A 12913-nucleotide genomic window follows, 5' to 3' on the forward strand; every position below is an offset into this window, starting at 1 on the left:
GATCAGCTGCCGCTCTCGATCTTCTTCTTCAGCGCCTCGAGCCCGGCCTTGTACAGCCCGCTCACCGCCTTCACCGCGGCTTCGTCGCTCAGCTCCGGCGGCGGGTCGTTGTTGGGATAGCCGCGATAAAACGCACCAGCCCATTCCAGCTTCGCCTTGCCGTCCGGCGCCGGAGATACCGTCAGTGTCGAGGAATAGTTGGTCACCGGCAGCACCTTCACGTCGACCTTGGTGATCCGGTACGAATAGCTCTGCATATCGGGCTCGTATTTGTAGAGCTCCTCCTCGACCGTCGCCCCGCCCGTCAGCGTCAGCTTGCGCGTCGCACCGATCTCGTTGCCCTTCTCGCCCTCGGTCTTGGTGACGGGCTGGAGCCAGCTCATGTCCTGGAAATTACCGATCACCGCCCAGACCTTGGCCGGGGAAGCGTTGATCTCGATGGATTCCCGCACCTTTTGCCGCGTCGGTCCATGGGCCCAGACTGGCGTGAAAGCCGCCGCCAAAGTTGCCGCGCCCGCAACAGCCAGCACCGCGGCCACGGCCGTGCGCCGTCCAATCGTCACCCTCATCTCGTTTCCTCATCCATCTCGTTGATCCTGCGCGACTTGCTGCGCGCTGGGATCATCGTAGCGCATTTTTGGACCATGGGGAGACCTGTTCGTGGCACAGCTGTGGCGAGGGCCGCAGCCGCAATACACACCATTCCTTGCGTTGCCGACGGGCAAAACACGCCAGACCACGGTCAACTCCCGCGGCGGAAATAATTCGCTTTACTAGAATTCGGAATTATCGCATGTTTTTGCCACCCCAGCCCGGGCCGAGGGGCGGATCGCGATCGTCACGAACGCGGGATGGGAATGTGGTGGACGCGGGCAGCGTCGCGCGCAGGCGGTTTGCAGGGCGGATCACTCCGTGAGCAGACGAGGCGCGCGCACGACGGGCGCAGCCCGCGTACGGCAAAATCGTGTGGTCCTGGCGCCCGGGGCCTGTGCGCCAAGGCTTGCGGTGACGTTGCGGCCCGACCGGGTTCGTACCGTCGGTCATCCGCAAGGCGACGGGGGCAATAGTGCATCGCTCCCCGAGGAGAGCACGACATAAGCCGTAAACCCACTGCGCAGGGAAGGCCGGATGTTTGGCTTCACCTGTATGCCGCTGTGCATCACTTCCAGCGCAATTCGCGCACAGCGGACCGCGGGTGCCAGCCGGCACCCGGCCTTCCCTGCGCCCTCGGCACTTTTGAGGGCGATGACGACGCAAAGCTCGGGCGGATCAAGCCGCGAGGAGGAGAAGGCGTGCCAACCATCCAACAACCGTCTCGTGCCCCGGACGCTGCGCAGCAAGAAGTGATGCGCTGCAGAGCCGGGGCCTATGCATCAACGTGCTGCGCGGCTTCCTGGGTCCCGGCTCTGCGCCGCAGCGTTTCACGCTGCAGCACGTCCGGGACACGAGAGCGGAGAATGCCGCAGCTCCGCACTCTATCATTGCGAAGAAAGAGCGAGTATCAGCGGATTACCCTCGCCTACTCCGCCAACGTTGCCTCCACGAATCCGCGCGGATCGGCACAAAACTCCCGCATCAGCCGGTAATGATCGGTCTGCTCGACTGTCGTCGGCTCCAGGCCGTATTTCCCGAGCCGCAGCAGCCTCGCGTTGGGATAGGCCATCAGCATCGGCGAATGCGTCGCCATGATCACCTGGCAGATACGGGACTCTTCCATGCGGCGCAGCAGCTTCAAGAACTCGAGCTGACGCGCCGGCGACAGCGCCGATTCCGGCTCATCGAAGATGAAGATGCCCTGGCGTTGGCAGCGTTCTTCGAAGAAGCGCAGGAAGCCTTCACCGTGGGAGTGTGAGAGGAAATCGGGGCCAGCCTGGCCGGCATCCCGTGCGGCCTTGTCCAGATATCGCGCGACCGAGAAAAAGCTCTCGGCACGAAAGAACCAGCCATTGGTGATCTTCGGCAACCAGCTTGCGCGCAGCGCCTTCGAGAGTTGGCCGCCCATCTTCTCGCGCGCTTCGGAATGATCGACCGGCATGTAGCCCTTGCCGCCGCCGGCATCGTCATAGCCGGCGAGCGCTGCGATACCCTCGAGGATCGTCGATTTCCCGGTGCCGTTCTCTCCAACCACGATGGTGATGGGCGCATCGAAGTTGAGTTCGAAATCATCGGGGAAGATGGGCAGGCAAAACGGATAGGCCTCACGATCGTGAACTTGCGAAGGATCGAGCCAGACTCGCTTCAGATACGGTGCAGGCAGGTTGATCGTCCGATTGCCGCGTCGTGCCATTGCCCGCCCCTGAAATCTCCGCCCTGGAACATAACAGGAACATGAAAGTTGCGAAAGCGGTATCTGCACCCGCCGTCCGGGCCTGACAAGCTACTCCAGCGCCTCCAGCACCAGCTCCATGGTCATCAGCACGGGATTGTCGCCGCGGATCAGGCGGCCCTCGGCGAGGCCGCCGGTGTAATCGACCAGGGCAACATCGAGCACGGCTTCCAACTCACCGGAAGCGCCGGGCGCGACCGCACCGGCGGTGATTGCCAGCTCGGTGGCAAACGGCTCGGTGACGCCGCCGTGGGTGAAGCGCGCGCCGATGGTCGAGCCGACGCCGCCATGAATTTTCGCACGCGCAATCCGATGTGCACGGCAGAAGTCCTCGAGGCCGCCGGCAAAATCCTGATTGGGCCGCAGTCGCAATGCGAAGCAGCGGCTCGTCGTGCGCGCGCCGCGGCTCGCGGAGGCGACGGGTCCGAACAGCTTGAAATTGGTCTCCGGATCGGGTTCGGCGGTAAACATCGCGCCATCGACGCCGAACGCCTCAACCTCGAAGGACTCGGCCACGACGGTCTCGTCCGGCAGCATGTGGCCACCGCTTGCCTTGCCATCGGCCTCGGTCCACAGCCCATGGCAATGAAAGAACGGCGCGCCGTCCCGCACGCCCAGCGTCATGCTGCCAAGCTTCGTACGCGTCACGCCTTGGGGGCGATATGTGTCGCTGTAGAACGCCGCGTTCTCGCCGGTCTTCGACAGCGCCGGCATGACATAGGCGAACGGCCCGAGCGCCCCCCGGCCGAAATTGAGCACGCCGCCGGAGAAGCCCTCTGCCGCAAATCCGCGGCGTGCAGCTTCCAGCAGCGGCAAACCTGCCTGAAGCGCGAAGGAAAAGGCCCGTCCCCTCGCCTCCACCCGTTGAATCCGTTCGGCGACGCGCGGGCCCGGCTGCTTGATGCTGCGCATGACGTCGGCTCAGCTGGCCTTGATCTTGTCGAGATCGAGCAGCCCTCGCGCCTCGAGCTCGTCTCGCACCATACGCTTCGGCACCTTGCCGTAGCCGGACTTGGGCAGCGCCTCCCAGAAGAAAAACCGCTTCGGCATCTTGTAGCGCGGCACTTTCGGCGAGAGGAACGCCGTCATCTCCGCTTCGCTCACTGGCTTCGCGCCTTCGCGCGCAACGCAGACAGCTATTCCGACCTCACCCCAGGTCGCATCGGGCACGCCGAGCACGGCCACCTCGCCGATCGCAGGATGCGTCAGGATCTTCTCCTCGATCTCGCGCGGATAGATGTTGGATCCGCCGGAGATATACATGTCCGAGGCCCGTCCCGTGATGTAGACGAATCCCTCCTCGTCCATGTGGCCGAGATCGCCGGTGCGGAACCAGCCGTTGCGAAACGCCTTCGCATTGGCTTCGGGGTTGTCGTAATAGCCGGCGAACACCGCAGGTCCGATCACGCAGATCTCGCCGCTCTGGTTGGCGGCAAGCTCCCGTCCCTCGTCGTCCTGGATCGAAACCTGCATGCCGGTGCGCTCGAAGCCGCAGGTGCCGATCTTCGCGTGCGGCCCGTCCTCGGAATCGTGCAGCGCGGCCGGCAGCACGGTGATGTTGCCGGTGACCTCGCCAAGGCCGAAATACTGCACGATCACCTTGCCGAGCTTCTTCAGCGCAGCCTTCTGGTCCTCGCGATACATCGGCGCCCCGGCATAGATCACCTGACGCAACGAGGAATGATCGTATTTGTCGGCCGCGGGATGCTCGATCATCATCTTGAGGATCGTCGGCACCGTGAAGAGATTGCTGACGCGATGCGTCTCGATCAGGCGGAACGCTTCGGTGATGTCGAATTTCTCGGTCGGCAGCAACACGGTACGCGCGCCGCGCGCGGTCTGCATCAGTTGGTGCACGCCGGCGCCGTGCGACAGCGGCGCCACCACCAGCGAGGCATCCTGCTCCGTCACGCCTGGCGTCAGATCGGCGAGATGATTGGTCACCACGAAGCCCATCTGGCCGTGGGTCAGCACGGCCGCCTTGGATCGGCCGGTGGTGCCGGAGGTGAAGAAGAACCAGCAGGGATCGTCGTGTTCGACGGCGACGTTCTCGACTGCCGTTCCTGCCCGGGAGGCCATGGCCTCGACAACCGACATATCCGCGAATGGCGCCTTGCCGTCGATGCTCCAGATGAATTCCAGCGCGCCGCCCTTCACCGCCGCCGCGTGCTCGGGAAAATCAACATGGCACAGAAACGCCTTCGCGCCGGAGGCCTGCGCGAGATAGCTGACCTCGTCCGGCATCAGGCGGAAATTGGTCGGCACCCAGACCGCACCGAGCCGGAACGCGGCGAACATCGAAAAGAACATCTCGTCGCCATTCTTGGAATGGACCAGGATGCGGTCGCCCTTGGCGATGCCGCGCGCGGCGAGCGCCGCCGCCAGCGCCGAGACCTGCGCATCGATCTCGCGCCAGGTCCAGGACCTGTCACCCCAGACGAAGCCGGGGCGAGATCCATGCCTCCGCGCATTCTGGGTCAGCATATAAGCGAGATTCATGACGCGGCGGGACATGCGCAGGGGCTGCATCGGGCTTCCTCTTCGACGACGGACAGCGCTCGAGCTGCCCGCTCATTGCGCCCATTTATCGCCATCGCCAGCGCCCCTGCAAGGCCAGCGGCCGCGGAGCTGCCCTACGGCTGCTTGAACGCAAACGGCGTCGCCGTGATGACCTTCTGCTTGACGCACGTCTGCGGACCAAAGCCGCCACAAAAACTGCCATGCAGATCGAAGCGGACGGTGCGGGCGGCGCCGCGCTTCACCGCCGGGGCCATGATCTTGTAGCGGAGGACATGGCCGCCAAACACCTCGCGCACGCTGCCGTCCGGCAACGTCACCAGGACCTTCATGATGCAGCCGCCGGTTCCGCAATAGGTCGTCTCGCGATCGCCGCATTTGGTGTCCTGGAAATCGACGATGTAGTCCTCGCGGCCATCGCCGGTAAGATCGATCCTGCGCACGGTGTCTGGCGCGAAGGTCACCTCGCCGCCCTGCTGGCTGTCGCATTCCTCATTGGCGTACCGCAGCGCCGTCTGCACGCCCGGTGGATAGTCGGACGGATTGAACGGCTTCGCGTCGTCGGCGCGCGCGCTGGTCACGAGCAAGGTGAGCAGGAGGATCAGATATCGCATTGGCGTTGGTCGCAGCCACGATTGCAATCGTTCAGGGAATTTTAAACATGATCAGCGCACCCTTCATCCGTCTCCGCGTACAGAGTGCATGTCATGATCAAAGCGCCCGCCATCCTCCTGCTCGCGCTGGCGCTCGCCGGATGTGTCGTGTCTCCGCAAGCGCACCTGGCCTCAACTTCCGCCTTCAAGCCTGCACGCTATGCCTGGGACGGCGCCGGCGAGGATCCCAATCAGCCGCGTTCTGCCTCGCGCGCGACGCGTGCTGCGGCGGCATCCGAGCACGGCCGGTCGCAAGCCGGGCTCGCGCCCTATTCGAAAGAATGGTGGCACGCGCAGGACGGCATCGAGGCCGAGCAGGATGCCAGGGTCAACCGCTCCCTCGTCATCTGCCAGGGCTGCCTCCGCCCGCAACCTCAGGCCGAAGATTCGAGGCTCGCCAAAGCAGCCGAATGAACCGAACGGCCTCGAGGTCGGCAACCACAGGCTCGCCGCCTGGCTGGCAGGCCCGCCGATGCCGAGGGGACTATTGCCCGTGCTTGAGCAAATCCTGGTCGTTCAGATCCCAGTCCTGCCACAGCAGGAGTATGCCCAGCAGCACCACCACCGCACCGAGGCTCGTATGATAAATGCGGAGGAAGCCGTCGCTGGAATAGCCGATCACGTAGGGCGAGGCGATGAGCCACAGTCCAACCAGGATCGTCGCCACCTCCTGCCAGCGCTGCAAGGCGACATATTCGAGCTGGCTGATGCCAAACACGACCAGACCAATCGCGACCGTATTCAGGACCGCCGTTTGGTTTCCGGCGATCCCGGACTGATCCTGGACGGGGAACCACGGCGAAGCGACGATCAGCGCGCCCACCAGCATTCCGCACCAGTCTTCCCATGTTCGATGAGTCTTCAAGAAGCCAAAGTCCGACATCGTACCCTCCTGCAATAGAGGCATACGTCTGCGGCTCGGCGTTCATGACACTCCGAATGTCTAGCGACCCTGCCGGCCGCATTCGGGCGTATGTCCTCCTTTGGACGTGGGAGCCGTCGTGGAACATGCAAGGGCAGTGTCCGGAATTTTTGAGGCTGCGGCCACAGACCGGTACATTTGCAGATGGCTCCGTGCAGCGGGTGCATTGGTCGCGCCTTGCCAAAGGCGGGCCCGGACTCCTAGATCAGGGCCATGAATGCTTCGGAAGGATCGGACATGGCGGCATCGGTACGCGACAACAAGGACAAAAGCCGCTTCGAGCTCGATGTCGGCAGCGACGTCGCTTTCGCCAATTACCGGCTGACGCCGTCCGCGGTCGTCATCACCCACACCGAGACGCCGCGCGCGCTGCGCGGCCGCGGCATTGGGTCGGAGCTGGTCAAGGGCGCGCTGGAATTGATACGGCGCGACGGCAAGAAGGTGATCGCCGGCTGCGGCTTCGTCGTCGACTATCTCGACAGGCATCCGGAGGATGCGGATCTGGTCGCCTGAATGCAAAAGGACCCGCGAGATCGCGGGCCCCCTGCGGCAGGGCGGATCAGTGCTTGATCTCCGGCGGCAGCTTGCCGCCGTTGGCGGCGAGCTTGGACATCACCTGCTTGTGCAGCCAGACATTCATGCTCGCCGAGTCGTTCATGTCGCCGCTGTAGCCCAGCTCCTTGGCGAGATCCTTGCGCGCCGCGAGGCTGGAATCGATGTCGAGCGCCTTCATGAGGTCGACGATCGAGGTGCGCCATTCCAGCTTTTCGCCCTTATGTGCCGCCACCGCCTTGTCGACGATTGCCGCCACGTCGACCGCGGCCATGGGCGCGGAGGCCGGCGCCGAACCGCTTGGCGCCGCTGCGGGCGCGCTGCCCGAAGGTGCGCTGCCGGCTGGCGCGGCAGAGGCCGGCTGGCTGCCGAAGATCGCGCTCATGATTTTCCCGAAAATGCTCATGTCTGCTCCCCGAAAAGGATCCGTTGGAAGGGCCTTGAGTGGCACTTATAGACGAAGTTCCTGCATTGCGCCCGCGAAGTTCTGCGAACCAGCAAGCAGCATCAGCTTATCTGCGGCAAAATGACGACCGAATGACACCGTCGAAGTTGCGTTGCGGCATCGAATTTCACCCAAGCGTGAGGGACAGGACTCGGAATTGGGAGTACGCTTGTGGTTCAGCTCGCGATGCCATCCGGACATTCGCGTCTGGTCGGGACCGCGATAGTTCAAGAAAGCGGCCGCTGCGCCGTTGCCGGCGCAAGATCAGCCGTGCGGCAAGGGAGCTAGCGACCATGGCCACATTCTACCAGGGCAATGTCCCCACCATGGCCCGGACCGCGGACGCGGCCGGACCGGTGATCCGAACCATCCACCTGTCCGACCTGCACGACGCGTTGAAGCGCGGATGGGAGGATTTCAAGGCCGTTCCGAGCCACGCCATCATCCTCTGCGTGATCTATCCGGTGCTCGGCCTCGTGCTCGCCCGCGTGGTGATGGGCTATTCGGTGCTGCCGCTGCTGTTTCCGCTGGCCGCCGGCTTCGCGCTGATCGGGCCGTTCGCGGCGCTCGGTCTCTACGAGCTTTCCAGCCGGCGCGAACGCTATGAGGAGGCCACCGCCTGGGGCGCCATGGAGGTGCTGCGCTCGCCATCCTTCGGCGCGATGCTCGGACTGGGCGCGCTGCTGCTCGCCCTGTTCGTGACCTGGGTCGCGACCGCGCAGGCGATCTATATTGCGGCGTTCGGCTATGAGGGCGTGACCGGCATCTCGGACTTCCTGACGCGCGTGCTGACGACGCAGCAGGGCTGGTGGCTGATCGTGGTCGGCTGCGGCACGGGCTTCCTGTTCGCTCTCGCCGCGCTCTGCATCAGCGCCGTGTCGTTCCCCTTCATGCTCGACCGTCATGCCGGTGCGTTCGAGGCGATGGTCACCTCGCTGCGCGTCGTCGCGAAGAACCCGGTGCCGATGGCGGCCTGGGGCCTGATCGTGGCGGTGCTGCTGGCACTCGGTACCATCCCGGCCTTCCTCGGCCTCGCCGTGGTGATCCCAGTGCTCGGCCACGCGACCTGGCATCTCTATCGCAAGGTGATCGCGTCCGATCCAGGCGCACGGCCCGTGCCGCCTCCGCCGCATCGCCCGCGCAAACCGGCCGCGGACTTTCCCGCCAACCTCTTCCCCTGGCGGAACAGGACGGGCGCCTGACGATATCGTGACGTGCGATCCTGCCCCGCTCGGGCAGGATCGCACGCTGCCACGCGCCTTGCTTTGGCCGCGGTTATCACCGAGATTATGCCCGCCGATAAGGTCGCTTCACGGATTCCATTTCATCTGATGACCCCGACGATTTCTCGTCTCGCTCTCGCAGCCTTCGCTCTCTCCGCTTCCATTCTTTTAGCCCAGCCGGCGCTCGCCGCGGTTGCCTGCGGCTCGGGCAATTTCGACGCCTGGCTTGCGGATTTGAAAACCGACGCTGCGGCGAAAGGCATCTCGCAACAGGCCATCACCGCCGGACTTGCCGGCGTGACGCTCGATCAGAACGTGCTCAACCGCGACCGCTCGCAAAAGGTCTTCAGCCAGAGCTTCGAGGAGTTTTCCGGTCGCATGGTGCCGCCGCGCATGACGCGCGGCTCCAACATGATGAAGCAGTACGGCTCCGTGCTCTCGCGCATCGAGCAGGCCTATGGCGTGCCTGGCGAGGTGCTGGTTGCGATCTGGGGTCTGGAGACCGATTACGGCGTCAACACCGGAAAGTTCGCAACGATCCGCTCGCTGGCAACGCTTGCTTACGATTGCCGTCGCTCCGAGCAGTTTCGCGCCGAGCTGATGGATGCGCTGCGCATCGTCCAGCGCGGCGATCTCGCGCCCGGCGACATGAAGGGCGCCTGGGCCGGCGAGCTCGGCCAGACCCAGTTCATGCCATCGTCCTGGATAAAGTATGCCGTCGATTTCGATGGCAATGGCAAGCGGGATCTTCTGCACAGCGCGCCCGACGTGCTCGCCTCCACCGCGAATTATCTCGCCGGCTATGGCTGGCAGCGCGGCAAGGATTGGCAGCCCGGCAGTCCGAACTTCGCTGTGCTCCAGCAGTGGAACAAGAGCGAGGTCTATTCCAAGACCATCGCCCACTTCGCTACCCAGCTCGCTCGCGCCCCCTAAACCCGGGGGCTAATGCAGGTCCACAGCCGGCGACCAGTGTCTTCCGGCACTGACTTTGGGCGCATCGCCAGCTTGGCTCAAAGCCCATTACTGGTTTGGAATCAGTCCTCTCCCACGGCACATACTGAATCTTAATTCATTTCTATGGCCCCACTTCCATGCGAATCACGCAGGCAATTTTTGAGTCTAGATGCTGATTGGTCGGCGACGAGAGTGCCCGTAAGCACCATATTTCGGCAAGCATCGCATCGCCCATGGCGCAATTAACTCCGTGATTTCACGGGACTTTCGCTCCAGAAATTGCCGCTTCTGCCGGCAGTTCGAGGCAAACTGCCAAAGGGTTAAGCGTGTCTTACCTTGGCTATGCACCCTGCGCTTAGCTGCATCGCAACATAGGAACTTTCGCACTGCACTACGCCCATCTATATTCACTTCAACGATGAGGCCCGGGCAAGGGCTGAATCGAACTACAGGAGACTACCAATGCTGCTCTCGCTCATCCGCATGATCCAGGCTTTCCGGGACTATCAGCGCAATGTTGCCGAGCTGTCCCAACTCAGCGATCGCGAGTTGGCCGATATCGGCCTCGATCGCTCGGACATCCCGCGCGTTGCCGCCGGTCAGTATCAGGGCTGATACGTTCAGCCCCCTAACCGGACGACCCGATAGCGCCCGCCTCGTGCGGGCGTTGTCGTATCTGGAGGCAGAAAACTCGATCTCGGCGATTCCACTCTCCGCCGAAAAGCGCTACCTGTCCGCCCCATGACAGGACCCCAATCCAACATCGTGCACGTGATCGGTGCCGGCCTCGCCGGTTCCGAAGCCGCTTGGCAGGTGGCCAAGGCCGGCATGCCCGTGGTGCTGCACGAGATGCGGCCGACCCGCATGACCGAGGCGCACCGCACCGACGGGCTCGCCGAGCTCGTCTGCTCCAATTCATTCCGCTCGGACGACGCTGCCAACAACGCCGTCGGACTCTTGCATGCAGAGATGCGTCGGCTCGATTCACTGATCATGCGCGCGGCCGATGCCAACCAGGTGCCCGCCGGTGGCGCGCTGGCGGTCGATCGTGACGGCTTCTCGGCGGCCGTCACCAAGGCGCTGAACGATCATCCCTTGATCGAGATCGCGCGTGGCGAGGTCGCCGGCCTGCCGCCGGCCGACTGGAGCAACGTCATCGTCGCCACCGGCCCCCTCACCTCGGCCTCGCTTGCCGATGCCATCCGCGAACTGACGGACGAGAGCGCACTCGCCTTCTTCGACGCGATCGCTCCGATCGTGCACCGCGAATCCATCGACATGTCGGTGGCCTGGTTCCAGTCGCGCTACGACAAGGTCGGCCCCGGCGGCAACGGCGCGGACTACATCAACTGCCCCATGACCAAGGAGCAGTATGACAGCTTCGTCGCCGCGCTGATCGCCGGAGAGAAGACAGAGTTCAAGGAGTGGGAGACCAACACGCCCTATTTCGACGGCTGCCTGCCGATCGAGGTGATGGCGGAGCGCGGGCCCGAGACGCTGCGCCATGGTCCCATGAAGCCGGTCGGCCTCACCAATCCGCACGATCCCGCCACGAAGGCTTATGCGATCGTGCAGCTGCGCCAGGACAACAAGCTCGGCACGCTCTACAACATCGTCGGTTTCCAGACGAAATTGAAGTACGGCGAGCAGCAGCGCATCTTCCGCACCATTCCCGGTCTGGAGAAGGCCGAGTTCGCCCGCCTCGGGGGCCTGCATCGCAACACCTTCCTCAACTCGCCAAAGCTGCTCGACGGCCAACTGCGGCTGCGCGCACAGCCGCGGCTGCGCTTCGCCGGCCAGATGACGGGCTGCGAGGGCTATGTCGAATCCGCCAGCGTCGGCCTGATCGCCGGCCTCTATGCCGCAGCGGACGCGCGCGGCGAGACGCTTGTCGGCCCGCCCGGCACGACCGCGCTCGGATCGCTGCTCGGCCACATCACCGGCGGCCATATCGAGACCATCGAGCCGGGTGCGCGCTCGTTCCAGCCGATGAACGTCAATTTCGGCCTGTTCCCGCCGCTCGCGACGGTGCCGACGAAGAAGCCCGACGGCACGCGGTTGCGCGGCAACGAGAAGACGGTGGCCAAGAAGCAGGCGCTGAGCGCACGGGCGCTCGCCGATCTCGATCGCTGGATCGCCGATCACCTGCGCATCGCTGCGGCAGCGTGAGTTGTCCATGAACCTTCCTAAAGACGACGCCGCAGAGCTGTCGGCGCGCTGGCACGAAGGCGTGCTGCTCAAGCGCGACGTGTTCTCGACCGTCGAGCGAGGCCGCTTCCGCAGCGGGAGCGGTGAGATCGACGCGGTGCTGCGCCGGCTCGACGAGGTGCCATGGTGGTCGTTCCTGCTGGCACGCCATCTGTTCGCCCGCGAGAAGCACGCGCTCGTACGCGCCAAAGGCCTCGACGCCGGTCCCGAGCTGCTGTGGGCCGGACGCCGCGCTCTGGTGCGCGGATTCGTCGACGGCGTCGCGCTGCATCTTGCCAAGCCACATGGCGATCTCGCCTATTTCCGCTCGGCGAAAGCCGTGCTGCGCCGGCTGCGCCGCGCCGGTATCTGCCACAACGATCTCGCCAAGGAGCAGAATTGGCTGGTCGGCCGCGACGGCCGAGCCTATGTGACCGACTTCCAGCTTGCGGCTTGCTTTACTCGGCGCGGCCGCCTCTATCGCATTCTCGCCTACGAGGACCTGCGGCATCTGCTCAAGCACAAGCGCTCCTACGCGCCTGAGGCGCTGACGCCGCGGGAGCGAAAGATCCTGGCAAAGAAATCGTTCGCCGCGAGCCTCTGGCTCGCCACCGGCAAAAAGGTCTATCGCGCCATCACCCGCGGGCTGTTCAACTTCACCGATCGCGAGGGTGGCGGCCGCCGGCTCGTCAATGACGCGCCGGTGCTGGCCGAGCTGATCCGCCGGAATCCCGCCGTGCGCGACGCCGCCATCGTCGCCTTTGCCGACCGCCGCTCCGGCGTCGGGCTCTACGCCTTCGTCGAAGCCGATCAAGGCGCGCTCGAAGGCCAGCTCCGTAGCGAGCTTGCCGCCGCCAAGGGACCGAAACCGCCCGAGCACATTCAGGTCGTGCACGCCCTGCCAAGAGACACCAGCGGCAAGCCGCGCACCGAGATCCTGCAGTTGGTCGCCATGAACCAGCTCGACCTGATCGAGCCGATGATGAAGAACGACCAGGACCGCGCCTTCCTCAAGGACATCCTGGAGCAACGCAAGAACTTGCGCGACCGCTTCAATTTCGAGGCAAACCTTCCGACGAGCTAGCGCGGGGTCTGCGCCTTGAAGCGTCCACATTGGCGATGGAGAAGCGGTCG

The 12913-nt window shown here is 64.3% G+C and carries 14 protein-coding genes; 7 read left to right on the forward strand and 7 right to left on the reverse strand.

The genetic code is table 11. The features are described from left to right. Positions 1 to 2 precede the first annotated feature (2 nt). The 5 genes from ACYCVF_RS28490 to ACYCVF_RS28510 form a co-directional block, all read right to left on the reverse strand. Positions 3 to 569 (reverse strand): SRPBCC family protein, encoded by a 567-nt coding sequence (locus ACYCVF_RS28490; protein ID WP_459595553.1) that lies wholly within the window; start codon positions 567 to 569, stop codon positions 3 to 5. Between the two features lie 950 nt (positions 570 to 1519). After that, positions 1520 to 2287, reverse strand: coding sequence for an AAA family ATPase (locus ACYCVF_RS28495; protein WP_459595552.1), 768 nt, complete (start codon positions 2285 to 2287; stop codon positions 1520 to 1522). 90 nt (positions 2288 to 2377) lie between these two features. Further along, positions 2378 to 3238, reverse strand: coding sequence for a PCC domain-containing protein (locus tag ACYCVF_RS28500; RefSeq protein ID WP_459595551.1), 861 nt, complete (start codon positions 3236 to 3238; stop codon positions 2378 to 2380). 9 nt (positions 3239 to 3247) lie between these two features. Continuing rightward, a complete protein-coding gene (locus ACYCVF_RS28505) occupies positions 3248 to 4855 on the reverse strand; it encodes an acyl-CoA synthetase (RefSeq protein WP_459595550.1) in 1608 nt (535 codons plus the stop codon). 104 nt (positions 4856 to 4959) lie between these two features. After that, positions 4960 to 5457, reverse strand: coding sequence for a hypothetical protein (locus ACYCVF_RS28510; RefSeq protein ID WP_459595549.1), 498 nt, complete (start codon positions 5455 to 5457; stop codon positions 4960 to 4962). Positions 5458 to 5550: 93 nt separating this feature from the next. Between ACYCVF_RS28510 and ACYCVF_RS28515 the strand changes: the two genes are divergently transcribed. Then, positions 5551 to 5910 (forward strand): hypothetical protein, encoded by a 360-nt coding sequence (locus ACYCVF_RS28515; RefSeq protein WP_459595548.1) that lies wholly within the window; start codon positions 5551 to 5553, stop codon positions 5908 to 5910. Between the two features lie 70 nt (positions 5911 to 5980). On the opposite strand, the gene ACYCVF_RS28520 is transcribed toward ACYCVF_RS28515, so the two are convergent. Beyond that, positions 5981 to 6379: an SPW repeat domain-containing protein gene (locus ACYCVF_RS28520; RefSeq protein WP_459595547.1), complete on the reverse strand. Its 399-nt coding sequence runs from the start codon at positions 6377 to 6379 to the stop codon at positions 5981 to 5983. A 276-nt stretch (positions 6380 to 6655) separates the two neighbouring features. On the opposite strand from ACYCVF_RS28520, the gene ACYCVF_RS28525 reads away from it, so the two are divergent. Continuing rightward, positions 6656 to 6931: a GNAT family N-acetyltransferase gene (locus ACYCVF_RS28525; RefSeq protein WP_459595546.1), complete on the forward strand. Its 276-nt coding sequence runs from the start codon at positions 6656 to 6658 to the stop codon at positions 6929 to 6931. Between the two features lie 46 nt (positions 6932 to 6977). Here ACYCVF_RS28525 and ACYCVF_RS28530 read toward each other — a convergent pair whose 3' ends face one another. Beyond that, positions 6978 to 7376, reverse strand: a complete 399-nt coding sequence (locus ACYCVF_RS28530) for a DUF3597 domain-containing protein (protein WP_459595545.1) — start codon at positions 7374 to 7376, stop codon at positions 6978 to 6980. A gap of 332 nt (positions 7377 to 7708) precedes the next feature. Between ACYCVF_RS28530 and ACYCVF_RS28535 the strand changes: the two genes are divergently transcribed. The 5 genes from ACYCVF_RS28535 (at position 7709) to ACYCVF_RS28555 (ending at position 12863) form a co-directional block, all read left to right on the forward strand. After that, on the forward strand, positions 7709 to 8617 hold the full coding sequence (locus ACYCVF_RS28535; RefSeq protein WP_459595544.1) for a DUF2189 domain-containing protein: 909 nt from the start codon (positions 7709 to 7711) through the stop codon (positions 8615 to 8617). A 129-nt stretch (positions 8618 to 8746) separates the two neighbouring features. Then, a complete protein-coding gene (locus tag ACYCVF_RS28540; RefSeq protein WP_459595543.1) occupies positions 8747 to 9571 on the forward strand; it encodes a lytic murein transglycosylase in 825 nt (274 codons plus the stop codon). A gap of 483 nt (positions 9572 to 10054) precedes the next feature. Further along, positions 10055 to 10207 (forward strand): DUF1127 domain-containing protein, encoded by a 153-nt coding sequence (locus ACYCVF_RS28545; RefSeq protein ID WP_007590701.1) that lies wholly within the window; start codon positions 10055 to 10057, stop codon positions 10205 to 10207. A 126-nt stretch (positions 10208 to 10333) separates the two neighbouring features. Next, on the forward strand, positions 10334 to 11761 hold the full coding sequence (gene trmFO / locus ACYCVF_RS28550) for a methylenetetrahydrofolate--tRNA-(uracil(54)-C(5))-methyltransferase (FADH(2)-oxidizing) TrmFO (protein WP_459595542.1): 1428 nt from the start codon (positions 10334 to 10336) through the stop codon (positions 11759 to 11761). A 7-nt stretch (positions 11762 to 11768) separates the two neighbouring features. Further along, positions 11769 to 12863 (forward strand): AMP-binding enzyme, encoded by a 1095-nt coding sequence (locus tag ACYCVF_RS28555; RefSeq protein ID WP_459595541.1) that lies wholly within the window; start codon positions 11769 to 11771, stop codon positions 12861 to 12863. Positions 12864 to 12913: the final 50 nt, after the last annotated feature.

Source organism: Bradyrhizobium cedriense (assembly GCF_054602315.1).

What these genes read in the sequence shown, in the direction of transcription:
- ACYCVF_RS28490 (WP_459595553.1), bottom strand. Translation starts at nt 569, where the DNA reads ATGAGGGTGACGATTGGACGGCGCACGGCCGTGGCCGCGGTGCTGGCT.
- ACYCVF_RS28495 (WP_459595552.1), bottom strand. Translation starts at nt 2,287, where the DNA reads ATGGCACGACGCGGCAATCGGACGATCAACCTGCCTGCACCGTATCTG.
- ACYCVF_RS28500 (WP_459595551.1), bottom strand. Translation starts at nt 3,238, where the DNA reads ATGCGCAGCATCAAGCAGCCGGGCCCGCGCGTCGCCGAACGGATTCAA.
- ACYCVF_RS28505 (WP_459595550.1), bottom strand. Translation starts at nt 4,855, where the DNA reads ATGCAGCCCCTGCGCATGTCCCGCCGCGTCATGAATCTCGCTTATATG.
- ACYCVF_RS28510 (WP_459595549.1), bottom strand. Translation starts at nt 5,457, where the DNA reads ATGCGATATCTGATCCTCCTGCTCACCTTGCTCGTGACCAGCGCGCGC.
- ACYCVF_RS28515 (WP_459595548.1), top strand. Translation starts at nt 5,551, where the DNA reads ATGATCAAAGCGCCCGCCATCCTCCTGCTCGCGCTGGCGCTCGCCGGA.
- ACYCVF_RS28520 (WP_459595547.1), bottom strand. Translation starts at nt 6,379, where the DNA reads ATGTCGGACTTTGGCTTCTTGAAGACTCATCGAACATGGGAAGACTGG.
- ACYCVF_RS28525 (WP_459595546.1), top strand. Translation starts at nt 6,656, where the DNA reads ATGGCGGCATCGGTACGCGACAACAAGGACAAAAGCCGCTTCGAGCTC.
- ACYCVF_RS28530 (WP_459595545.1), bottom strand. Translation starts at nt 7,376, where the DNA reads ATGAGCATTTTCGGGAAAATCATGAGCGCGATCTTCGGCAGCCAGCCG.
- ACYCVF_RS28535 (WP_459595544.1), top strand. Translation starts at nt 7,709, where the DNA reads ATGGCCACATTCTACCAGGGCAATGTCCCCACCATGGCCCGGACCGCG.
- ACYCVF_RS28540 (WP_459595543.1), top strand. Translation starts at nt 8,747, where the DNA reads ATGACCCCGACGATTTCTCGTCTCGCTCTCGCAGCCTTCGCTCTCTCC.
- ACYCVF_RS28545 (WP_007590701.1), top strand. Translation starts at nt 10,055, where the DNA reads ATGCTGCTCTCGCTCATCCGCATGATCCAGGCTTTCCGGGACTATCAG.
- trmFO (WP_459595542.1), top strand. Translation starts at nt 10,334, where the DNA reads ATGACAGGACCCCAATCCAACATCGTGCACGTGATCGGTGCCGGCCTC.
- ACYCVF_RS28555 (WP_459595541.1), top strand. Translation starts at nt 11,769, where the DNA reads ATGAACCTTCCTAAAGACGACGCCGCAGAGCTGTCGGCGCGCTGGCAC.